This window comes from Hamadaea sp., assembly GCF_013362815.1.
Classification (GTDB): Bacteria; Actinomycetota; Actinomycetes; order Mycobacteriales; family Micromonosporaceae; genus Hamadaea.
Genome location: NZ_JABFVK010000032.1, coordinates 1 through 20,336, shown reverse-complemented (window position 1 = coordinate 20,336; position 20,336 = coordinate 1). Strand labels below are relative to the sequence as shown.

Here is a 20,336-nt window from a genome sequence, read left to right as displayed (position 1 = left end):
GCGAAGCTGTTCGCGAGCGAGGCCGCCGTCCGGGCCGCCAACAACGCCCTGCAGGTCTTCGGCGGCTACGGCTACATCGACGAGTACCCCGTCGCGAAGTACCTCCGCGACGCCCGGGTCACCACCCTCTACGAAGGCACCAGCCAGATCCAGAACCTCATCATCGGCCGGGCGCTGACGGGGGTCAGCGCGTTCTGAGCGGAAAGGCCCACCCCATGACGTCCCTCTCCCTGGCGAGCGTGCTCGCCGAAGCCGCCCGCCGCTATCCGGACAAGGTCGCCGTCGTCGACGGCCCGCTGCGGGTCACCTACTCCCAGCTGTGGCGCGAGGCGCTCGGGTACGCCGCCGCACTACGCGATCTCGGCGTCGGACCGGACAAGACGGTCGCGATCGCGGTACCGAACACAGTGGACTTCCCGCGTGCGTACTACGGCGTGCTCGCAGCCGGGGCAGTTGTAGTCCCGGTGCACCTGCTGCTCAACGCGCAGGAAATGGCGTACGTGTTGAAAGACAGCGGCGCGGACCTGCTCGTCTGTCACACCGCGTTGCTGGGGGTGGCCGCGGAGGCCGCCTGGGCCGCGGGCGTGCCGGTGGTGACGGTCGGGCCGGCGTCGGCGAAGGAGGATGCGCCGAGGCGGCTGGAGGAGCTGGACGCCGAGCCGCTGCCGACCTTCGTCTCCCGGCTGGCCGAGGACGTGGCGGTCGTCTTCTACACGAGCGGCACCACCGGATCGCCCAAGGGCGCCCTACTCACGCACCTGAACCTGGTGATGAACGCGACCGTCAACGTCTTCGACGCCAACGACGCCCGGCCGACCGACGTGGTGCTCGGCTGCCTGCCCCTGTTCCACACGTACGGGCAGACCGTCGGCATGAACGGGACGTTCCGGCTGGGTGCGACGCTCGTCCTGCTGGCCCGGTTCAGCGGAGCGGCGGCGATCGACCTGATGCTGGCCGAGGATGTGACCGTGTTCCACGGCGTACCGACGATGTACATCGGACTCCTGGAGGCGGCGGCGGGCCGCGAGCGGCTGCCGGAGTTGCGGATCGCCGTGTCCGGTGGTGCTTCGCTGCCGGTGGCGGTGCTGGAGAAGTTCACGGAAGTCTTCCAGACCACCATCTACGAGGGATACGGGCTGAGCGAGACCTCCCCGACGGCCACGACGAACCAGCCCCACTTCGGTACGCGCGCCGGCACGATCGGCCACCCGATCTGGGGCGTCGAGGTGGAGATCGCCCGAGCCGAAGTGGACGACCGCATCGAGCTGCTGCCCACCGGCGAACTGGGGGAGATCGTCATCCGGGGCCACAACGTGTTCGCGGGCTACCTCGGCAAGCCCGAGGAGACCGAGCAGGCCGTGGTCGACGGCTGGTTCCGCAGCGGCGACCTGGGCACCAAGGACGCCGAGGGCTTCATCCGCGTGGTCGACCGGAAGAAGGACCTCATCATCCGGGGCGGCTTCAACGTCTATCCCCGCGAAGTCGAGGAAGTGCTGGCCCGGCATCCTTCGGTCGCTCAGGTGGCGGTGGTCGGCGTACCGGACGACGCGTTGGGCGAGGAGGTCGTGGCGGTCGTCGTGGCCGCCTCCGGCGTAGCGGTCACCGAGGAGGAGCTGCTCGCCTGGTCGCGGGAGCAGCTCGGCAAGCACAAGTACCCGCGCCGGGTGCGGCTGGCGAGCGAACTGCCGATGGGGCCGAGCCTCAAGGTGCTCAAGCGGGAGATTCGGCGGCAACTCGCCGACGGCGCGCTTTAGCCGCTGGGCACCCTTTAGCCGTTGGGCGCTGGATCACGGATCTGGGCCGAATCTTGGGGCAAGATTCGCCCCAGATCCCTGATCCAGTGCCGAGAGCGCAGCGCCGGAAAGCGCAGCGCCGCCAAAGCGCGGCGCGGCGAGCGCTGGATCAGAGGCGGCGGTTGGCGAGGCTCGGTAGCTCCAGCCGGATGGCGGCCAGCCGGTCGAGGTCGAGGTCGGCGAAGGTGACCCCGACGACGTCGGGCGCCTGGGCGACCACCGTCCCCCAGGGGTCCACCACCATGCTGCGCCCGTAGCAGGTGCGCCCAGGTTCGTGGTCGCCGATCTGCCCGGCGGCCACGACGTAGCACTGGTTCTCGATGGCGCGCGCCCGCAGCAGCACTTCCCAATGGTCGCGGCCGGTATGCGCCATGAACGCTGCCGGGACGACGAGCACCTGGGCTTCGCCTTCGGCGGCCAACCGCCGGTACAGCTCGGGGAAGCGCAGGTCGTAGCAGATCGACAGGCCGACGCGTACGCCTTCGACGGGCACGACGACGGTCTGCGCGCCCGGTGCGACCGCGGCAGACTCCTGATAGGACACTCGACCCGGGATCTCCACGTCGTACAGGTGGATCTTCCGGTACGCCGCCGCCAACGCGCCCGCCCGGTCGAACAGCAGCGACGTGTTGTACGTGTGCGAAGGGTCTGGCCCGGTCTCGTGGAACGACCCGGCCAGCACCCACAGGTTCAGGCGCTGAGCGAGGTCGGCGAAGTGCTGGGCGTACTCCCCGTCGACGGGTTCGGGCATCGGCAGGCCGGCGGCCGGGCCGAGGTAATCGGTGTACTCGGGCAGCACGGCGAGATCGGCTCCCCCCGCGGCGGCCTGTTCGAGCAGCTCCGCTGCGATCTTCAGGTTCGCCGCGCGATCGGCCCGGGCGTTGAGCTGGCAGACGGCTACACGCATGGTTACTTCCCCTCCGAAGGCCGGAACGTCGACAGGCGCGAGACAGCGTCGGCCAGGACCTCGGGCCGCTTGCAGAAGGCGAACCGGACCAGGCCGCGCCCGTTCGCCGGATCGTCGTAGAAGACCTGCGTCGGGATCGCCACCACGCCACCGTGTTCGGCGAGGTCGCGGCACAGTTCGCCGCCGTCGGCGTACCCCCAGGAAGCCGCGTCGGCCTGCAGGAAGTAGGTCCCGTGCGCCGGATAGGTGCGTACTCCGGCGGCGGTCAGCCCGGCCTGCAGCAGGTCGCGGCGTTCCTGCAGGCTCTTGGCCAGCTCGGCGACCCAGTCCAGCTCGTGGGTCAGGGCATGTGCGACGGCCGCTTGGAACGGCGTACCGCTGGCGAAGGTCATGAACTGCTTGGCCTTGCGCACCGCGCCCACCAGCTCGGCCGGGCCCAGCGCCCAGCCGATCTTCCAGCCGGTGCAGCTGAACGTCTTGCCCGCGGACGAGATCGTCACGGTCCGCTCGCGCATCCCCGGCAGGCTCGCCAGCGGCACATGCTCCAGGCCGTCGTAGGTCAGGTATTCATAAACCTCGTCGGTCACCGCGATCAGGTCGCGCTCCACGCAGACCTGCGCGATCAGCTCCAGCTCCGCACGCGTGAACACCTTGCCCGTCGGGTTGTGCGGGCTGTTCAAGACGATCAATCTGGTACGCGGAGAGACCGCACGCCGTAGGTCATCGGGATCGAAGGCGAACCCTGCGCCGGCTCTGGAGCCGGCCACGGCTGCATCGTCCGTCGGGCGCAACGGGACGGCCCGATGCGTCGCCCCAGCCATGGCGACGTTGGCGAGATAGCTGTCGTAGTAGGGCTCGAAGAGCACGACCTCGTCACCGGGTTCGCAGAGCGCGAGCAATGCCGCGGCGATCGCCTCGGTCGCCCCGGCGGTCATGACGACCTCGGTCGCCGGGTCGTACGCCATCCCGTAGCGGTTCTGCCGTGCCTGGACGATGGCCTCCTTCAGCACCGGCAGCCCGTCGACCGGCGGGTACTGGTTGAGCCCGCCCGCGATCGCCTGCTGTGCCGCGGCCAGCATCCCGGCCGGGCCGTCGGTGTCGGGGAACCCCTGACCGAGGTTGACCGCGCCGGTGCGTTGGGCCAACGCCGTCATCTCGGAGAAGATCGTCGTCCCGATGCCCCGCAGCGCGGTGCGTACTCCGAAGGTCATCTGTCCAGTATCGGGGCAGACACGCCCAGGCGCAGCAGCGGCAGCGCGCGTCCCGTCGCCGGGGATACCTGCTCACCGATCCGGACGGCGCCCATCCGCAGGTAGAACGGCTCTGCTTGGGGGTCTGACTCGATCAGCAGCGACTCGAAGCCCTCGGCCGCCGCCGCTGCCGTCGCGTGGCCCACCAGGGCGCGCCCGACTCCGTGGCCGATCGCCCACGGATCGATGAAGAGCAGGTCGATCTCACCCTCGGGCGGCACACCGGTCACGGTCACGACCCCGGCGACCCGGCCGTCCAGCTCGGCGACCAGCGTCCGGTGTGGTTCGACCTGGTCCTCGTGCAGCGTGAGGGCGGGCCGGCAGCGCGCCAGGAACGCCGCGTCGTAACCCCAGTGCGCCTTCGACCGCAGGATCAGCTCGGTCAGCTCTGCGGCTTCCTGCGGGCGACCAGCGCGGATATCCATGGCGAAAACGCTACTCCGGGAAGTCCGTCGGCAGCGTCCAGAGCGACCGGGGGAGCACGAGGTTGCTCGCCGTGAACACCAGGCGCAGCATCGGTCGATCGCCGGACAGGGTCAGCGCGATCTTCGGCTTGCGAGCTTGGTTCAGTCCCTTGAGCCCGAACAACGTCACCGGTCGGGCAGTCCGGGCGCGATCGGCCTCCGCCTGCCAGATCCGGTACGCCTCGGCGAACCGCCACGGGGCGGACTCCGCCAATTGCTCGTACAGCCGGGTGACCCAGCGTTCGGCGTACTCGGCTCGGAAGGTGCGCGTCGGAGCCCCGGCGAGCAGCTTGGCCACCTGCTCGTCGAAGGCCACATCGGCGATCTGCAGTGCGGAGGGCACATCCCCGGCTCGCAACGCCGCCACGATCGGGCGTACGCGGTCGGCCCGGGAGACCTGCCAGCGAACCTGCCGGCTGGTTCGGGCGTACGCCCGGCTCCACAGCCACGGCGTCAGATCCCAGCGGTGTTCCTGATTGCCGCCGATGAGCTCCTCGACCGTCACGGTCAACCCGTCCCCGGTACGCCGCGCGGTGAGCCAGGCGCCCCGGCGATGCGACGGCGTCCCGTCGATCGGGGTCAGCGCGACCACCGCCGAGCGGTGGAACCGCCCGTCATGAGCCCGGGGGAAGTTGCCGCTGAGTGCGGCCGCGTCGAGCTGCGCGGCGATCGGCTCCGCCGCTCCCGGCAACGCCTTCAGGCGTACAGGTGGAGCTTGACGGGTTTTGTGGCGATCCACCTCGGCGCGTTCGCGACGCCGCTGGGCCTTTTCGTGCGGACCGGGTGGCGTGGTGTGGAAGAGCGCGGGCCGCCGCCACCAGAGGATGAGCGAGTCCGCGGCCGCGACGTCGCCGTCGAGCAGCTCGAAGACGACCATGGGCCGCGGACCGTGACCACTAGAACCATCGTCTTCTTCGGTGATCTGGAGCTCGAAGACGAGCGTGCCCGGCGTGCTCAGGTCGTAGCCGTCGCGCGGATCGCGACCCCAGCGGCCGTTCCAATCGGGGTACTGCTCCGGCACGGGACGAGCGCGCACGACGGTGAGCGCGGCATCCCACGTCCCGTCGGGCGCGGCGCAGGTCAGGGCGACGACCGAGGCCTCACCGGGCCGCTCCAGCCGGCCCATTCGCACCGGCACGCCCGCCTCCAGGCACAACCGGGCCACCGGTGCCAGCAGGGCACGCCGTTGGGCCGCCTGCGCCTCGCTCTCCGTCGGCATGCCGGGCATTGTGCCGTGCCTTGCCCGAGAAAGCGACCGGGCCAGGGTTTAACCTGGCCGGATGCCGGAACTCGTCTATCCCCCCGTGATCGCGCTGGCTCGCACCATGTTCACCCTGCTCGACATGAGGGTGCGGGTCGAGGGTGGTGAGCACGTTCCGCTTACTGGCGGCGCGGTGATCGCCTGCAACCACATCAGTTACCTGGATTTCATCTTCTGCGGCTTCGGCGCGCGGCCGTCCAAGCGGCTCGTCCGGTTCATGGCGAAACAGGAGATCTTCGCCCACCCGGTCGGCGGCCCGCTCATGCGCGGGATGAAGCACATCCCCGTCGACCGCGAGGCCGGCATCGGCTCGTACAAGGCCGCGCTGGCCGCGCTCAAGGCGGGCGAGGTCGTCGGCATCTTCCCGGAGGCGACGATCAGCCAGTCGTTCACCGTGAAGGAGATCAAGAACGGCGCGGTACGCCTCGCCGCGGCGGCCGACGTCCCGCTCATCCCGATGGCCCTGTGGGGTACGCAGCGGCTGTGGACCAAGGGCCGCCCGCGCAACCTGACCAAGCGGAACCTGCCGATCAGCGTGCTCATCGGCGAACCTATGCGGCCGGCTCGCCGGGACAAGTCCGACGAGGTCACGGCTGCTCTGCGGGCCCGGATGGCCGAGCTGCTCGACCGGGCGCAGACGGAGTATCCGGAGAAGCCGGACAGCCCGGCCGAGGACTGGTGGCTGCCCGCTCACCTGGGCGGAGGAGCACCGCTGCCGGAAGAGGTCCCCTGACAGCGACCTCTCAGCGGAACAGGCTACGGTGGCGTAACCTACGCAACCGTAGCCTGATTTGAGGGAGCCCCGCGTGACTGCTTCGCCCGACACCCTGACCCTGCTGCGGGAGCTGGAGCCGACGGTCGAGACCAATCTCAACCGGCATCTGGCCACGGCCAAGGAGTGGTTCCCCCACGAGTACGTCCCGTGGAGCGAGGGCAGCGACTTCGACGGCGTACTGGGCGGCCAGGCCTGGGAACCGGGGCAGTCCCGGCTGCCCGAGGTCGCGCGTACGTCGTTGATCGTGAACCTGCTGACCGAGGACAACCTGCCCAGCTACCACCACGAGATCGCGACGACGTTCGGCCGCGACGGCGCGTGGGGGACCTGGGTGCACCGGTGGACCGCCGAAGAAGGCCGGCACGGCATCGCGATCCGGGACTACCTGGTCACCACCCGAGCGGTCGACCCGATCGCCCTCGAGCGGGCGCGTATGCAGCACATGGCCGGCGGGTTCACCAACGGCAACGACAGCGTGCTGTCGTCGCTCGCGTACGTGTCGTTCCAGGAGCTCGCCACTCGCGTCGCGCACCGCAACACCGGCAAGGTCAGCGGCGACCCGATCTGCGATCAGCTGCTCGCCAAGGTGGCCGCCGACGAGAACCTGCACATGCTCTTCTACCGGAACCTCCTGAGCGCCGCCTTCGAGCTGGCCCCCGACGCGACCATGCGCGCGGTCTGCGACGTGGTCAAGGACTTCCAGATGCCCGGCCACACCATCGAGAACTTCGGCCGCAAGTCGGTCCAGATCGCCATGGCCGGCATCTACGACCTGCGGATTCACCACGACGAGGTGGTTACGCCGGTGCTGCGGCAGCTGCGCGTACTCGACCGGGAGGGCTTCTCCGGCGAAGGCGAGAAGGCTCGCGAGGAACTCGTCGAGTTCATGACCGGCCTGGACACGGCGGCGAGCCGCTTCGAGGCGAAGCGGGAGGCGGCGCGGGCGCGAGTAAAGTCCCGCGCGTGACCGACGCTGACGTGATCGTGGTCGGGGCCGGGCTCGCCGGCCTCGTCGCCACCGCCGAACTGGCCGCCGCGGGCCGCCGCGTGATCCTGCTCGACCAGGAGCCCGAGGCGTCGCTGGGTGGGCAGGCCTTCTGGTCGTTCGGCGGGCTGTTCCTGGTGAACTCGCCCGAGCAGCGCCGGATGGGCATCCGCGACTCGGCTCAGCTCGCGTTGCAGGACTGGCTCGGCAGCGCCGGCTTCGACCGCGACGAGGACCGCTGGCCGCGCAAGTGGGCCGAGGCGTACGTGGACTTCGCAGCGGGGGAGAAGCGGTCCTGGCTGCATGAACAGGGCGTACGGTGGTTCCCCGTCGTCGGCTGGGCCGAACGCGGTGGCTATCTCGCCGACGGGCACGGCAACTCCGTACCGCGGTTCCACGTCACCTGGGGGACCGGGCCCGGCGTCCTCGAACCCTTCATCCGACGCGTACGCGAGGCGCAGCGCCGGGGGCTGGTCCGGATCGGCTTCCGGCATCGGGTCGACGAGCTGACTTCGACCGACGGCGTGATCGACGGCGTACGCGGAAGTGTCCTCGCGCCGAGTGACGCCGCCCGGGGCGAGTCGAGCTCCCGCGAGGTGACCGGCGACTTCGCGTTCACTGCGCAAGCCGTGATCGTGACCTCCGGCGGGATCGGCGGCAACCACGACCTCGTACGCCAGAACTGGCCGGCCCGGCTGGGCACTCCGCCGAAACGGATGCTGTCCGGCGTACCGGCCCATGTGGACGGTCGCATGCTCGGCATCGCCGAGGACGCCGGGGCCAACCTGATCAACCGCGACCGGATGTGGCACTACACCGAGGGCATCGCGAACTGGTCGCCGATCTGGCCGCAGCACGGCATCCGCATCCTGCCCGGCCCGTCGTCGCTGTGGCTCGACGCGACCGGCCGGCGGCTGCCCGTCCCGCTGTTCCCCGGCTTCGACACGCTCGGGACGCTGGAGCACATCATGCGTACCGGGCACGAGTACACCTGGTTCGTCCTGACGCAGAAGATCATCGAGAAGGAGTTCGCGCTCTCGGGCTCCGAGCAGAACCCGGATCTCACCGGCAAGAGCGTCAAGCAGGTGTTGCAGCGCGTTCTTCCGGGCGCGCCCGGACCGGTCGAGGCGTTCAAGAAGCACGGTGCGGACTTCGTTGTCGCCGATCGGCTGCCCGCCCTCGTCGAGCAGATGAACAAACTGGCCGCTTCGGTCGGTGGACCTTCGTTGGCGTACGCCGACATCGAGCGCCAGGTCGTCGCACGCGACCGGGAGATCCTCAACCCGTTCGCCAAGGACTTGCAGGTCACCGCGATTCGGGGGGCGCGTGCGTACCGGGGCGACAAGCTCGTCCGGGTGGCCACGCCGCACCGGCTGCTGGATCCGAAGGCGGGCCCGCTGATCGCCGTACGCCTCAACATCCTCACCCGCAAGACGCTGGGTGGACTGGAGACGGACCTGTCCGGCCGGGTCCTCCGCGCCGACGGCGAACCCCTGCCCGGCCTGTACGCGGCCGGCGAGACGTCCGGCTTCGGCGGCGGCGGCATGCACGGCTACCGGTCGCTGGAGGGGACGTTCCTCGGCGGCTGCCTGTTCTCCGGCCGGGTGGCCGGGCGCGCCGCCGCCGCCGCCGTCCGCTGACCCTGCCGCCGCACCGACCCGTTGATCATGAACCTAGGGTCCGGCTATGGGTTATAGCCGGACCCTAGGTTCATGATCAACGCGTGGGGGTCAGCGCGGTCAGCCGAGCGGGAAGAGAAGGCAGGACGAGGTCGCGTGAGCGACGAGCCGCCCGGCCTCGTCGGTCAGCGTCGCCTGGGCCAGCGCCGTACGCCGTCCCTGCGAGATGACCGAGCCCTCACAGGTGAGCAGGCCGGACTCGACGGTCACGGGGCGCAGGTACTTCACGGTGAGGTCCATGCTCGTGTAGCCGACCCGGGCGGGCAGCGTCGTATGCACGGCGCAGCCCGTCGCGGTGTCGAGCAGGGTCGAGATCACGCCGCCGTGCACGGTGCCGAGCGGGTTGTAGTGGAACTCCTGCGCCTTCATGGTCACCACGACCCGGCCGAATTCGGCGGTGAGGTCCTGCATGTCCAGCAGCCGCATGATCGGCGGCGGCGGCAGCTCGCCCGCGACCATCAGCTGGAGCAGCTCCAACCCGGTCAGCTCGGCCGGGGCGGTGGCGTACACGCCGGGGTCGTCCCACTGAAATGTCCGGGTGCGCTGCTGAGTCTCGGTCATGAACTCAGCCTGGCAACGCTTGCTGAGTCTGTCAAGAAGACTTAGGTTTGGTCACATGAGCGGGCGCAGACCGATCATCATGAAGCTCAGTTCCCTTCATGCGACGCCGGCCGAAGGTCGGTGATCGCATGAGGCCCGCAGCGCTGGATTGGTCCGTGGAGAACTGCACGGTCGGGCGCGCGATGTCGATTCTCGGCGAGCGCTGGACCTTCGTCGTGCTGCGCGAGATCTTCACCGGCGTCCGGCGGTTCGAGGACATGCGGCGGCACACCGACATTCCCCGTCAGGTGCTCACGAATCGGCTGACCATGCTGGTGGAGCAGGGAGTGCTCCGCCGCGAGCCCTACCGCGAGCCGGGGGAGCGGCTGCGCCACGAATATCGCCTGACTGAGAAGGGTTTCGATCTCTATCCGGTCCTCATCGCCGTCTGGGAGTGGGGCGACCGCTATCTGGCCGACTCCGAAGGCTCACCCGTGACGGTCGCTCACCGCGACTGTGAGGGGACTCTCGGCGTACAACTCGTCTGCTCGGAGGGACACGTGCTGAAGTCGCCGCGCGAGGCCGCGACCCGCCCCGGACCTGGCGCAAAGCTATTCGAGGCGCGATGACCCACGAGGTTTTCAATCAGGCCCCGCTGCTGATCGGCCATGACGTGGCCGCGGACCCCGCCCTTCTGGAAGGTTTGGTACGCGAAGGCGCGGAGTGGCACAGCAGTGAGCTGCATGCGCTGGGCCGCCGGGCCGGGAGCGAAGAGGCGCAGCGCTGGGCGGACGAAGCGAACCGCTACTCGCCGGTGCTGCGCACGCACGATCGATACGGGCATCGCATCGACGAGGTGGAGTTCCATCCGGCCTGGCATTCGCTGATGCGCGTCGCGGTCGAGCACGGGCTGGCCGGCGCGCCCTGGGCGGATCCGCGACCGGGAGCGCACGTCGCCCGAGCGGCGGACATGCTGGTCTGGGGCACCGTCGAGCAGGGGCACATCTGCCCGATCTCGATGACGTACGCCGCAGTCCCAGCCCTGCGTGCGCAACCCGAGCTGGCGGCGGTCTATGAGCCGCTGCTGACCTCCCGGGTCTACGACCCCGGTTTGCGCGTGCCCACTTCGAAGGCCGGACTGCTGGCCGGCATGGGGATGACCGAGAAGCAGGGCGGTTCCGACGTACGCGCCAACACCACTCGTGCAGTGCCGGAGCCGGACGGGACTTGGCGGCTGACCGGGCACAAGTGGTTCACCAGTGCGCCGATGAACGATCTGTTCCTGGTGCTGGCCCAAGCGCCGGGTGGGCTCTCGTGCTTCCTTGTGCCGCGCGTACTGCCCGACGGGTCGCGCAACCCGTTCCGCATCCAGCGCCTGAAGGACAAGCTCGGCAATCGCAGCAACGCCAGCAGCGAACCGGAGTTCGACGAAACCGTCGCGTGGCTCGTCGGCCCGGAGGGACGCGGCGTACGCACGATCATCGAGATGGTCACGATGACCCGGCTGGACTGCGGCCTCGGTTCCGCCGCCGGGATGCGAGCCGCGCTGATCCAGGCGGTGCACCACACCCGGCATCGGTCGGCGTTCGGCGGACTGTTGATCGACAAGCCGTTGATGCGTACGGTGCTGGCCGATCTGGCTCTCGAATCGGAGGCCGCCACTTGCCTCATGATGCGGGTGGCGGGCGCGGTCGACCGGGCTTCTCGCGGCGACTCGGCGGAGGCGGAGTTCCAGCGGATCGCGACGGCGCTCGCCAAGTACTGGATCTGCAAGCGGCAGCCCATGATGGTCGCCGAGGCACTGGAATGCTTGGGCGGCAACGGTTACGTCGAGGACTCCGGGATGCCCCGGCTCTACCGGGATGCCCCGCTCAACGGGATCTGGGAAGGCTCCGGCAACGTCACCGCTCTGGACGTGCTGCGCGCTCTGCGTACTTCCCCGTCGACCGCTTCCGCTTTGGCGGCTGAGGTTGCGCCTGCGCTCGGCGAGAACTCCTCTTTGGACGATGCTTGGGCTTCGGTTTCTCCGCTGCTTGCCTCGCCTTCCGAGGCGACCGCTCGGCAGCTTGCCGAACGGGCTGCCCTCGTTCTTCAGGGCGCTCTTCTTGTTCGGTACGCGCCTGCCGCTGTCGCGGATGCCTTTTGCGCTTCGCGGCTCGGTCGGGCGGGTGGGTTGGCTTTCGGTGCTCTTCCTTCTGGTGTGGATGTTGACGGGATTCTTGCTCGGGTTCCCTCGCTTGCCTGACGTGCGGGAAAAATCGCACCGAGGGGGGTTCGCCGCTGTCGGATTGTCCGATTTCCATGATCAGCGGAAGATTCGCGGTGCCATAGCCCCACGTTTTCTCCGTTGATCATGGAAACGACCCGCGTAGCTCCCGTCACTCGTGCGGAGTGGCGGCGTCGCTGTACCGAAGCACCGCGCCCACGCCGTCCCGGAGTTCGAGCGGACTGCCGTCCGTGCCGGTCGCGGTGACCATCAGCAGGTCGGCGTCGGTCGTGGCGGCTGCTCGGATCAGGGCGTCCTCCGCCAGAACCTGCTGTGCTGAAGTTCCGCCGCCGGGGAGCGTACCGGGGTCTTCGGCCAGCTGGCCGCTGGCCGGATCAAGCCAGAGCTTCGTCCCGGCGAGCCCGATGGCGTCCAGCAGCAACGTCTCGACCTGGCCCCGGTTGAACGCGGTGAGCACCGGTGCGATGCCGATTGCAGCGTCCTCGCCGTGCTCGGCGCGCAGCCGGTCCAGTACGGAGTCGGCGTGCTCCTGTGCGGTCTGAGCGATGACCTGCGTCGTGACGTCGTCCAGCGCTTCGGGGTCGGCGCCGGGCGCCCGGGAGCCGGCGTCGGTGAGCACGATCTTGTTCTGCCAGCGGACCGGTAGCTGCTCGACGAGCAGTCGGCGCGCCTGGACGTCACCGGCCACGATGATCACTTCGGGCCCCATGGTGTCGGCCAGTCTGGTCAGCTCCTCGGCCACGTCCTGCGCGTTACGCTGCCAGTTCTCCTCGGCTTCGCGCTGGAACCGGGCGTTGGCGTACCCGCCCGGGGCGATCTTCCGGATTGGGTAGGTCTCGCTGCCGGAGACGTCGATGCTGCTGCTCGACGCCGACTCGATCGTCCCGCCGGTACGGTCGACGACCACCCGTAGCCAGCTGATTCGCTGCCCGCGCTGGACCAGCAGCGGTGCGACGTGCGGCAACGGGCCGTACTCCGCGCTGTCGACCGGCGGCGGGGCGGACATCACCTCGGTGTGGATGAGTTCGGGATCATGCGCGAAGACGGCCAGCCCATGCGGGCCGCTGCCGGGCTCCGCACCGCGTACGGCGTCTTCGACGGCTTCGACGGTCGGCTCGTTCGCCCCCTGGCGTCGCAATGCCTCCCGGAGCGCGCGCCAGCGCAGCCCGACTTCGGCCCGGCCGTTCTCGGTGTCGAGCGAATCGTCCAGGTAGACCGAGGCCCAGGGCCCCGGCGTGTCGTACAGCGGCCTCAGGAATCGGAGGTTCATCCGGGCCGTGTACCCAGGTCCCCGGGACTTATTCGAGCAGCTTGGCCCGCAGCCGGTCGACCGTCCCGGCGGGCAGCCCCGCAGCGGTCAGCAACGCCTCGGCCGACCCGTACGCCGCAACGACCTCACGAAGCGTCAGCAGCATCGCCTCGGGCGGCGTGGACACGTAGTACGGCACGGGCGGCTTCTCGGCGAACCCGGGGATGTTCACGTTCGCCCAGGCCACGAAGGCCGGATCGGCCAGCTCGGTCAGCGCGTACTCGTGGGCGACGATCTCCTCGTCGACGCCGAGGAGGGTCAGGATCAGCGCGATGACGGTCCCGGTGCGGTCCTTCCCGGCGACGCAGTGCACCACTGGAGTGCCCGATTCCGGCGCGGCGACCAGCGAGATCACGCCCGCGATGTCGGCCGCGCCGTGCTTGATCAGCTCGCCGTAGCGGTCGGCGAGGTAGCGGGCGACGCCCCGGCCGGGGTCGTAGTCCTCGGCGCGCCAGAACGGGTGCTCGAGGTGCCGATGGTGGTACGCCGGCGCAGCCCACTCGGGCGCGCGCCCGAGCGTCGCGATCTCCTCGGCTCGCCGGAGATCGATGACGGTGTCGACGCCGAGTTCGCCGAAGCTCGCCCGATCGGCGTCGCAGAGCCGGGAGAGGGTGTCCGAGCGATACAGCGCCCGGCTGCGGACGCGGGCCCCGTCGGCGGTGGGCAGTCCGCTGACCTCCCGGAAGTTGAAGACCGCCTGAAACGGGATGAAACTGCCGGTCGCCTCGATCGTCACGCGGCCGAGCCTAGCGGCTGGGAGCGACATTTCTCCACGCGGTTATGACCACATGCCGAGACGGTGTTTCCACTTCTTGGTGTGTAGTGGCATAGTCACGCTCGTGACGCAGTTCGCCCTCATTATTGGCGACTAGCGCGCCGGCCAAAATACGCAGGCCAGCGCGCAGACCTCCCGCATCCGCGGGGGGTCGTTTTGTTTTGTGGGATGTCATCAGGAAGTGAGCGCTGATGCAGGTATATGACACGACGTTGCGCGACGGCGCGCAGCGCGAAGGCCTCACCTATTCCGTCGCCGACAAGCTGGCCGTCGCCAAGCTGCTGGACGAGTTCGGCGTGGGCTTCATCGAGGGCGGCTGGCCCGGTGCCATGCCCAAGGACGTCGAGTTCTTCCGGCGCGCCCGCGAGGAGCTCCAGTTCCAGCACGCGATCCTGGTCGCGTTCGGGATGACCCGCAAGGCCGGCGTCCACGTCGAAGACGACGCTCTGATCAAGGGCCTGATCGACGCGCAGACTCCGGCCGTCGCCCTCGTCGCCAAGTCGGACCTCCGGCATGTCCTGCGCGCTCTGCGTACGACGCCCGAGGAGAACCTCGCGATGGTGGCCGACAGCGTCGCGTACTTCGTCGCCAACGGGCGGCGCGTCTTCCTGGACTGCGAACACTTCTTCGACGGCTTCCGGCACGATCCCGACTACACGGCCTCGGTCGTCAAGGCCGGGCTGGACGCCGGGGCCGAGATCGCCGTCATGTGCGACACCAACGGCGGGATGCTGCCTTCCCAGGTCACGAAGGCTGTCGGGGAGGTCTGCGCCCGGCTGGGCGTAAGCCCGGACCGGCTCGGCATCCACACCCAGAACGACACCGCGTGCGCCGTGGCCAACACGGTCGCCGCCGTGGAGGCGGGCGTACGCCACTTCCAAGGCACCGCCAACGGCTACGGCGAACGGCCCGGCAACGCCGACCTGTTCGCCTGCGTCGCCAACCTCCAGTTGAAGCTGGGCATGCCCGTCCTACCGGAGGGCTGTCTGGAACAGATGGTGCGCGTCTCGCACGCCATCGCCGAGATCGCCAACATCGCACCCGACACCCACCAGGCGTACACGGGCAGCGCGGCTTTCGCTCACAAGGCGGGGTTGCACGCGAGCGCGATCAAGCACGACCCGGCCCTCTACAACCACATAGACCCGGCCGTGGTCGGCAACGATATGAAGATCCTGGTCACGGAGATGGCCGGCCGGGCCAGCATCGAGCTCAAGAGCAAGGAACTCGGGCTCGATCTGGCCGGGCGGCCGGACGTCGCGACCAAGGTCACGGAGGAGGTCAAGCAGCGCGAGGCGGCCGGGTGGTCCTACGAGGCCGCCGACGCCAGCTTCGAGCTGCTCGTCCGGGATGCCCTCGGCGGCGGCTCCGCGCCGTTCACCCTCGAGTCCTACCGGGTCATCGTGGAGCACCGCGAGGACGGCGCCGTCGTCTCCGAGGCCACAGTGAAGGTACGCGTGAAGGGCGAGCGGGTCATCGCCACCGCCGAGGGCAACGGCCCGGTCAACGCCCTGGACGAGGCCCTGCGACAGGCCCTGACCCGGCACTATGCGTCGCTGGCGACCCTGGAACTGGCCGACTACAAGGTCCGCATCCTGGAGGGCTCGCACGGCACCGGCGCGATCACCCGCGTACTCGTGGAGACTGTGGACTCCCGCGGCGGCGACTGGACCACGGTCGGCGTACACGAGAACGTGGTCGAGGCGAGCTGGCGGGCCCTGGTGGACGCCTTGACGTTCGGCCTGGTCCGGGTGCCCGCCTGAGCGGTCAGTCCCGGGACGCGGCCCGAGTGGTGGAGCGAACCGGGGGCGGCGAGCGTCTATCGTGTCGTTCAGTCCCCGGTCCGCCCGGCTAGATCGGAGCCAGCCCATGACCCAGCCGCCGCCCCCGCAGCCGCCCATCCGGCCGGAGTTCGGCGTACCGCCGATGCGTCCGATGCCGCCCGGCGGTGGGCTCGACGACCCGGTCGCGCGCAAGCGCCGGATGGTTCTCGGCATCATCGGCGCGGTCGTCGGGGTCGGCATACCGGTGCTCATCGTGATCATCGGTGTCGTGTTCTCGCTGACCGCTTCCGGCACCGGTTCCGAGCGGTGGATCGGCCTTTCCCTGGTCGTGCTCGCCGGGCTGGCCATCGCGGGCCCGATCCAGATCATCGCCGGGATCGTGTTGACGGCCGTCGAGAAGACTCGCCCTTTCGGCGTGGGCTTCCTGATCGGTTCGGCCGTCGGCATGATCATCCTGGCCGGTGCTTGCTTCGCCCCGTTCTTCGGCCTCCAGTAGCGATGCGTCCGATCCTGTTCCATCTCGGGCCGCTCGGCGTACCGACCCACGACGTGTTCGTCGGCCTCGGCGTCCTGGCGGCCCTCGGCTGTTTCCTCTGGCAGTTGCGCGGCCGCGAGCCGATCGACGAGCGGATCTGGGGCGTGATCGCCGGAGCGCTCACCGGCGGGGCGCTGCTGTCCCGGCTGGGAACCTGGGCTCAGCATCTGTCGCCGGGGGCCAACGCCGGGCCGGCCGAGCAGTGGCTCTACGGCAGCCGGAGCATCCTGTCCGGCCTCGTCGGTGCGTACGCCGGAGCGCTGATCGCCAAGCGGATCACCAAACTGAAGGTGAGCACGGGTGATCTGTTCGCCGCGCCGGTCGCGTTGGGCATGGCGGTCGGCCGGATCGGCTGCCTGCTCACCGAACTCCCCGGTACGCCGACCGGCGGCAGCTGGGGCCTGACGCTGACCGCCGCCGAGGCGGCGAACATCCCCCGGGCGGTGGCCGGAGTGCCGCTGCACCCGTCGTTCGCGTACGAGATCGTCTTTCAGCTCGCCGCCTTCGTCGTGCTGTTCCGTAACCGCGATCGGTTCGCCCAGCCCGGTGCTCTGTTCGCCGGCTACCTCCTCGCGTACGCGGCCTTCCGGTTTCTGGTGGAGTTCGTCCGGGGCAACGAGGTCGTCGCGCTCGGTCTGACCCGGCCGCAATGGTTCCTGCTGGCCTGCTCTCCGTTGGCCGTCTGGACCGCCGTACGCCGCACCCGTCGGGGCGGCTTCGCCCTCGCTCCCCGAACCCTTCAGGACGGAGTCTCGCCATGACAGCCGGCATGCAGCTACGCGGCGACCGGATTCACCGGTACGTCAACGCCTTCTGCCCGCACTGCCACGCCACGGACCCCGAACTGGCGCAGGTCCGGCGGCTGTCGGGGTGGCTGGCCGAACGGGACGGTCGGATCTGGCTCGAACGCGGTTGCCCCGAGCACGGGCTGGTCCGGACCCTCTACGACGAGAACCCCGAGATCCTCAGCTACCTGGAGGAGTGGACCGCGCCCACGAAGGCCCACGTCCCGGACTTGGCCGGCAACTTCGCACCGGTGCCTTCGGCGTACCTGGACGGGTTGCCGGAGATGCAGACCCAGCACACCTGCATCCTGCTGGCGGACCTGACGGATCACTGCAATCTCAAGTGCCCGACCTGTTTCGCCGACTCGTCACCGCAGATCAGCGGGGTGGTGCCGCTCGCGGCGGTTTTGTCGAGTGTGGATACTCGGTTGTCCCGGGAGAACAACCGCATCGACGTGCTGATGCTGTCCGGTGGCGAGCCGACGCTCTACCCGCAATTGGAAGAACTGCTCGACGAACTGATCGCCCGGCCAGTCACCCGCATCCTGATCAACACGAACGGCGTGAAGATCGCCCGGGAGCCTTCGCTGGTGGAGCTGCTGAAGAAGCACCGGGAACGCGTCGAGGTCTACCTGCAGTACGACGGGCCCTCCGCCGCCACCAGCCGCCACCATCGTGGGGCCGACCTCACCCGGCTCAAGGAACAGGCGATCGACGCCCTCTCGGCGGCCGGCATCTTCACTACCCTGACGATGACGTGCGCCCTCGGCGTCAACGACGACGAGATCGGCGCGGTCGTCAAGCGCGCCCTCGACACGCCCTACATCGGCGGGGTCTCCCTCCAGCCCCAGTTCGGTTCCGGCCGCTCGGCGCCGATCGACTCCCAGGACCGGTTGACGCACACCGGCGTACTCGCAAGATTGGAGCCGCAGACCGGCGGACTCGTCACGTGGCGCGATCTGACCGCATTGCCTTGTTCCCACCCACATTGCTGTTCCGTCGGATATCTCCTGAAGGATGACGGCGGTGAGTGGCGCTCGTTGACCGCGCTCATCGGGCCTGAGCGGCTGAAGGCGTTCCTGGAGCTGTCGCCGGAACTCGTGGCGAACCGGATCGCGGACACCGAGCTGCCCGCGATGATGCGGGGCGTGGTGAAGCAGTCGCTGCTGGACCTGCTGTCGGAGCAGTCGTCGCTGTCCCACCCGCGCGTCGGCGACCTGTGGAAGGACATCTGCGAAAACTGCGACCTCGGCATCTCGACGTTGCTCACGCTGGCTTCGTCCGCGCTGCCCGGCGGCAAGGAGCGGCTGCGCAAACTGCTCGCGGAACGGGTCAAGCGGATCACCGTCAAGCCGTTCATGGACATCAACACCATGATCGAGGAACGCCTGACGCAGTGCTGCGTCCACGTCGCGACCCGATCCTCGGCCGGAGCCGACCAGTGCGCGCCGTTCTGCGCGGTGCAGGCGTGGCCGGCGCTGTCGGTGCAACGACTTCCCCGGGCGCGCTCGTGAACCAGCCTTACGACCCGCTGCGGCTGTGCATCTACGCCACGATCGCGCTGCTGGGCTGGCTGCTCGGCCCGGTGGCGCTGGTCGTCTTCGCCGCCGTCGGGTTCGCGGGGTACTGGCGGGCGCGGCGGGCCGGGCTCACCCGGTCGAAGTGCTTTCTTCGTGATACGCGGCTTGTGCTCGCTTATCTCGGCGTGCTGACGCTTGCCGGGATCGGCGGCATCATCTGGTGGGTGTTCTAGGCTCTGCTTCGCACCGCCTGGCCGCTCGGCGGCGACGCGCTTGGCCGCTCGGCGGCGACGCGCCTGGCGGCTCGGCGGCGCCCGACCACCGGTGAACATGTCGACCCGAGTGGTACGCAATGCACCTCTCCCGCGCATGGAAAGGTCGCTGGCGTACCACCCGAGCGACGCTCTGACGCGGCGGACGCTCTGACGCGGCGTACATCGGGAGGATGACGTCGTTCCGCAGGGGGATCCGAAGTAGACACTGCGGCCGACGACCCGGCGACCCCGTCCGGCTTAGCGTCGCGGCATGACTCAGCTCTCGCGTAGAAGCCTGCTCCTGGGGAGCGCCGCCGTCGCCTCGGCGGCGCTGCTCCCGGCGACCGCCGGATCCGCCGCGGCCTCGACGACGTCGACCGCTTTGCACCTGCTGCGTCCGACCGGGCCGTACCCGGTGGGGGCCACCTCGCGGTATCTGCGGGACACCTCGCGCCCGGACCCGTGGGTGCCGACGATGACCGCGCGCGAACTCATGATCACCATCTGGTACCCGACGCACGACCGGCGTGGGGATTCTTGGCAGTACATGACGGCCGAGGAGTCCCGGCTGTTCCTGGAGGGCAAGCGATACACCGAGCTGCCGCCGGACATCCTCAGCACAGTGCGGACGTTCGCGTACGCCGAAGCCAAGCCCATGGGACGGCCCGGGAGCCTGCCGTTGGTGATCCTCTCGCCGGGGTACACGCAGCCCCGCAATTCGTTGTCCGCCCTGGCCGAGGACTTGGCCAGCCATGGCTACGTCGTCGTGGCCGTCGACCACACCTACGAGACGTACGCCGTGACCTTCCCCGACGGCCGGGTGGCCGGATGCGACACGTGTGCGTACGACGACGACCGGACCTTCTTCGCCCGCCTCTACGAGGTACGCGCAGCCGATGTCTCCTTCGTCCTCGACCAACTCCTCGGCTCCCGACCCGTGTGGAGTGGCGGGCACCTCATCGATCCGCGCCGGATCGGGATGTCCGGGCACTCGGCCGGTGGAGCGAGCGCGATCCCGGCGATGCTGGCCGATCGGCGTATCCGGGCCGGGATCGACATGGACGGCAGTTCCTCGGGCTACACCCCGCCGACCGCGCTGGCCGGCCCGTTCATGCTGCTCGGGACGGAATCGTTCCACTCGCCGGGCGGGCCGGACGCCTCCTGGGCCCTCGACTGGCAGTCGATGACCGGCTGGAAGCGCTGGATCACCGTGGCCGGCACCGAACATGCTTCCTTCAACGACTTGGCGCTCTTCGGTGAGCAGCTCGGCATCGACTTCGGCGCTACGACGACGGGTACGCGTTCGACGCAGATCACTCGGCGGCTCAACCGCGCCATGTTCGACCGGCATCTGCGGCATCGGCCGGAGCCGCTGCTGGACCGCGCGGACCCGCGCTATCCCGAGGTTGTTGTCGCCGACGCGGGTAACTGAACCCACCGCCGTAGCCTGGGCCCCGCGGCGGGCGGCGGGCGGCGGGCGCGGTGCGGCGGGT

20 protein-coding genes are annotated in these 20,336 nt (G+C 69.4%); 13 read left to right on the top strand and 7 right to left on the bottom strand.

Going from position 1 to position 20,336, the window contains the following annotated elements; all coding sequences use genetic code 11:
- Both HOV77_RS17665 and HOV77_RS17660 read left to right on the top strand, forming a co-directional pair.
- Nucleotides 1-198: acyl-CoA dehydrogenase family protein (locus HOV77_RS17665; RefSeq protein ID WP_290863500.1), on the top strand; the 198-nt coding region annotated here is incomplete at its 5' end.
- Nucleotides 199-215: 17 nt separating this feature from the next.
- Nucleotides 216-1,754 carry a long-chain fatty acid--CoA ligase gene (locus HOV77_RS17660; RefSeq protein WP_290863499.1) on the top strand — a complete coding sequence of 513 codons (1,539 nt, stop codon included), beginning with the start codon at nucleotides 216-218 and terminating at the stop codon, nucleotides 1,752-1,754.
- Nucleotides 1,755-1,902: 148 nt separating this feature from the next.
- Here HOV77_RS17660 and HOV77_RS17655 read toward each other — a convergent pair whose 3' ends face one another.
- Genes HOV77_RS17655 through HOV77_RS17640 form a run of 4 tightly spaced genes read right to left on the bottom strand, consistent with a single transcriptional unit; the run spans nucleotide 1,903 to nucleotide 5,633 of the window.
- A complete protein-coding gene (locus tag HOV77_RS17655) occupies nucleotides 1,903-2,700 on the bottom strand; it encodes a carbon-nitrogen hydrolase family protein (protein WP_290863498.1) in 798 nt (265 codons plus the stop codon).
- Nucleotides 2,701-2,702: 2 nt separating this feature from the next.
- Nucleotides 2,703-3,911 carry a pyridoxal phosphate-dependent aminotransferase gene (locus HOV77_RS17650; protein ID WP_290863497.1) on the bottom strand — a complete coding sequence of 403 codons (1,209 nt, stop codon included), beginning with the start codon at nucleotides 3,909-3,911 and terminating at the stop codon, nucleotides 2,703-2,705.
- Nucleotides 3,908-4,375: a GNAT family N-acetyltransferase gene (locus tag HOV77_RS17645; RefSeq protein ID WP_290863496.1), complete on the bottom strand. Its 468-nt coding sequence runs from the start codon at nucleotides 4,373-4,375 to the stop codon at nucleotides 3,908-3,910. The genes HOV77_RS17650 and HOV77_RS17645 overlap by 4 nt, the downstream gene beginning before the upstream one ends.
- A gap of 10 nt (nucleotides 4,376-4,385) precedes the next feature.
- Nucleotides 4,386-5,633, bottom strand: coding sequence for a hypothetical protein (locus tag HOV77_RS17640; RefSeq protein WP_290863495.1), 1,248 nt, complete (start codon nucleotides 5,631-5,633; stop codon nucleotides 4,386-4,388).
- A gap of 61 nt (nucleotides 5,634-5,694) precedes the next feature.
- On the opposite strand from HOV77_RS17640, the gene HOV77_RS17635 reads away from it, so the two are divergent.
- The 3 genes from HOV77_RS17635 to HOV77_RS17625 all read left to right on the top strand — a co-directional run bounded on the left by HOV77_RS17635 (nucleotide 5,695) and on the right by HOV77_RS17625 (nucleotide 9,075).
- Complete coding sequence (locus HOV77_RS17635) at nucleotides 5,695-6,408, top strand: lysophospholipid acyltransferase family protein (RefSeq protein WP_290863494.1); 714 nt, start codon at nucleotides 5,695-5,697, stop codon at nucleotides 6,406-6,408.
- 73 nt (nucleotides 6,409-6,481) lie between these two features.
- On the top strand, nucleotides 6,482-7,417 hold the full coding sequence (locus HOV77_RS17630; protein WP_290863493.1) for an acyl-ACP desaturase: 936 nt from the start codon (nucleotides 6,482-6,484) through the stop codon (nucleotides 7,415-7,417).
- Nucleotides 7,414-9,075, top strand: coding sequence for an FAD-binding dehydrogenase (locus tag HOV77_RS17625; protein WP_290863492.1), 1,662 nt, complete (start codon nucleotides 7,414-7,416; stop codon nucleotides 9,073-9,075). Before HOV77_RS17630 ends, HOV77_RS17625 begins: the two co-directional genes overlap by 4 nt.
- Nucleotides 9,076-9,174: 99 nt before the next feature.
- Here the strand turns inward: HOV77_RS17625 and HOV77_RS17620 are convergent, their stop codons facing one another.
- Nucleotides 9,175-9,675 (bottom strand): PaaI family thioesterase, encoded by a 501-nt coding sequence (locus HOV77_RS17620; protein ID WP_290863491.1) that lies wholly within the window; start codon nucleotides 9,673-9,675, stop codon nucleotides 9,175-9,177.
- A 128-nt stretch (nucleotides 9,676-9,803) separates the two neighbouring features.
- On the opposite strand from HOV77_RS17620, the gene HOV77_RS17615 reads away from it, so the two are divergent.
- Together HOV77_RS17615 and HOV77_RS17610 are read left to right on the top strand one after the other, a co-directional pair.
- Entirely contained in the window at nucleotides 9,804-10,283 is a 480-nt protein-coding gene (locus HOV77_RS17615; RefSeq protein ID WP_290863490.1) for a helix-turn-helix domain-containing protein, read from the top strand.
- A complete protein-coding gene (locus HOV77_RS17610) occupies nucleotides 10,280-11,899 on the top strand; it encodes an acyl-CoA dehydrogenase family protein (RefSeq protein ID WP_290863489.1) in 1,620 nt (539 codons plus the stop codon). The genes HOV77_RS17615 and HOV77_RS17610 overlap by 4 nt, the downstream gene beginning before the upstream one ends.
- Before the next feature lie 133 nt (nucleotides 11,900-12,032).
- On the opposite strand, the gene HOV77_RS17605 is transcribed toward HOV77_RS17610, so the two are convergent.
- Complete coding sequence (locus HOV77_RS17605) at nucleotides 12,033-13,151, bottom strand: Vms1/Ankzf1 family peptidyl-tRNA hydrolase (protein WP_290863488.1); 1,119 nt, start codon at nucleotides 13,149-13,151, stop codon at nucleotides 12,033-12,035.
- 28 nt (nucleotides 13,152-13,179) lie between these two features.
- Nucleotides 13,180-13,926: a tyrosine-protein phosphatase gene (locus HOV77_RS17600; RefSeq protein WP_290863487.1), complete on the bottom strand. Its 747-nt coding sequence runs from the start codon at nucleotides 13,924-13,926 to the stop codon at nucleotides 13,180-13,182.
- 230 nt (nucleotides 13,927-14,156) lie between these two features.
- Between HOV77_RS17600 and cimA the strand changes: the two genes are divergently transcribed.
- From cimA to HOV77_RS17570, 6 genes are all read left to right on the top strand, one after another.
- Nucleotides 14,157-15,728, top strand: a complete 1,572-nt coding sequence (gene cimA, locus HOV77_RS17595) for a citramalate synthase (RefSeq protein ID WP_290863486.1) — start codon at nucleotides 14,157-14,159, stop codon at nucleotides 15,726-15,728.
- A gap of 106 nt (nucleotides 15,729-15,834) precedes the next feature.
- The gene (locus HOV77_RS17590) at nucleotides 15,835-16,245 is read left to right on the top strand and encodes a hypothetical protein (RefSeq protein ID WP_290863485.1); all 411 of its coding nucleotides are present in this window, start codon (nucleotides 15,835-15,837) and stop codon (nucleotides 16,243-16,245) included.
- 2 nt (nucleotides 16,246-16,247) lie between these two features.
- A complete protein-coding gene (locus tag HOV77_RS17585) occupies nucleotides 16,248-17,045 on the top strand; it encodes a prolipoprotein diacylglyceryl transferase family protein (RefSeq protein WP_290863484.1) in 798 nt (265 codons plus the stop codon).
- Nucleotides 17,042-18,583 (top strand): radical SAM protein, encoded by a 1,542-nt coding sequence (locus tag HOV77_RS17580; protein WP_290863483.1) that lies wholly within the window; start codon nucleotides 17,042-17,044, stop codon nucleotides 18,581-18,583. Before HOV77_RS17585 ends, HOV77_RS17580 begins: the two co-directional genes overlap by 4 nt.
- Nucleotides 18,580-18,822: a hypothetical protein gene (locus HOV77_RS17575; RefSeq protein ID WP_290863482.1), complete on the top strand. Its 243-nt coding sequence runs from the start codon at nucleotides 18,580-18,582 to the stop codon at nucleotides 18,820-18,822. The genes HOV77_RS17580 and HOV77_RS17575 overlap by 4 nt, the downstream gene beginning before the upstream one ends.
- Before the next feature lie 292 nt (nucleotides 18,823-19,114).
- Entirely contained in the window at nucleotides 19,115-20,275 is a 1,161-nt protein-coding gene (locus HOV77_RS17570) for a hypothetical protein (protein ID WP_290863481.1), read from the top strand.
- The last annotated feature ends 61 nt before the right edge of the window (nucleotides 20,276-20,336 follow it).

Coding starts and splice junctions, on each gene's coding strand:
- HOV77_RS17660 (WP_290863499.1), top strand. CDS start 216: ATGACGTCCCTCTCCCTGGCGAGCGTGCTCGCCGAAGCCGCCCGCCGC.
- HOV77_RS17655 (WP_290863498.1), bottom strand. CDS start 2,700: ATGCGTGTAGCCGTCTGCCAGCTCAACGCCCGGGCCGATCGCGCGGCG.
- HOV77_RS17650 (WP_290863497.1), bottom strand. CDS start 3,911: ATGACCTTCGGAGTACGCACCGCGCTGCGGGGCATCGGGACGACGATC.
- HOV77_RS17645 (WP_290863496.1), bottom strand. CDS start 4,375: ATGGATATCCGCGCTGGTCGCCCGCAGGAAGCCGCAGAGCTGACCGAG.
- HOV77_RS17640 (WP_290863495.1), bottom strand. CDS start 5,633: ATGCCGACGGAGAGCGAGGCGCAGGCGGCCCAACGGCGTGCCCTGCTG.
- HOV77_RS17635 (WP_290863494.1), top strand. CDS start 5,695: ATGCCGGAACTCGTCTATCCCCCCGTGATCGCGCTGGCTCGCACCATG.
- HOV77_RS17620 (WP_290863491.1), bottom strand. CDS start 9,675: ATGACCGAGACTCAGCAGCGCACCCGGACATTTCAGTGGGACGACCCC.
- HOV77_RS17615 (WP_290863490.1), top strand. CDS start 9,804: ATGAGGCCCGCAGCGCTGGATTGGTCCGTGGAGAACTGCACGGTCGGG.
- HOV77_RS17610 (WP_290863489.1), top strand. CDS start 10,280: ATGACCCACGAGGTTTTCAATCAGGCCCCGCTGCTGATCGGCCATGAC.
- HOV77_RS17605 (WP_290863488.1), bottom strand. CDS start 13,151: ATGAACCTCCGATTCCTGAGGCCGCTGTACGACACGCCGGGGCCCTGG.
- cimA (WP_290863486.1), top strand. CDS start 14,157: ATGCAGGTATATGACACGACGTTGCGCGACGGCGCGCAGCGCGAAGGC.
- HOV77_RS17590 (WP_290863485.1), top strand. CDS start 15,835: ATGACCCAGCCGCCGCCCCCGCAGCCGCCCATCCGGCCGGAGTTCGGC.
- HOV77_RS17585 (WP_290863484.1), top strand. CDS start 16,248: ATGCGTCCGATCCTGTTCCATCTCGGGCCGCTCGGCGTACCGACCCAC.
- HOV77_RS17580 (WP_290863483.1), top strand. CDS start 17,042: ATGACAGCCGGCATGCAGCTACGCGGCGACCGGATTCACCGGTACGTC.
- HOV77_RS17570 (WP_290863481.1), top strand. CDS start 19,115: ATGACTCAGCTCTCGCGTAGAAGCCTGCTCCTGGGGAGCGCCGCCGTC.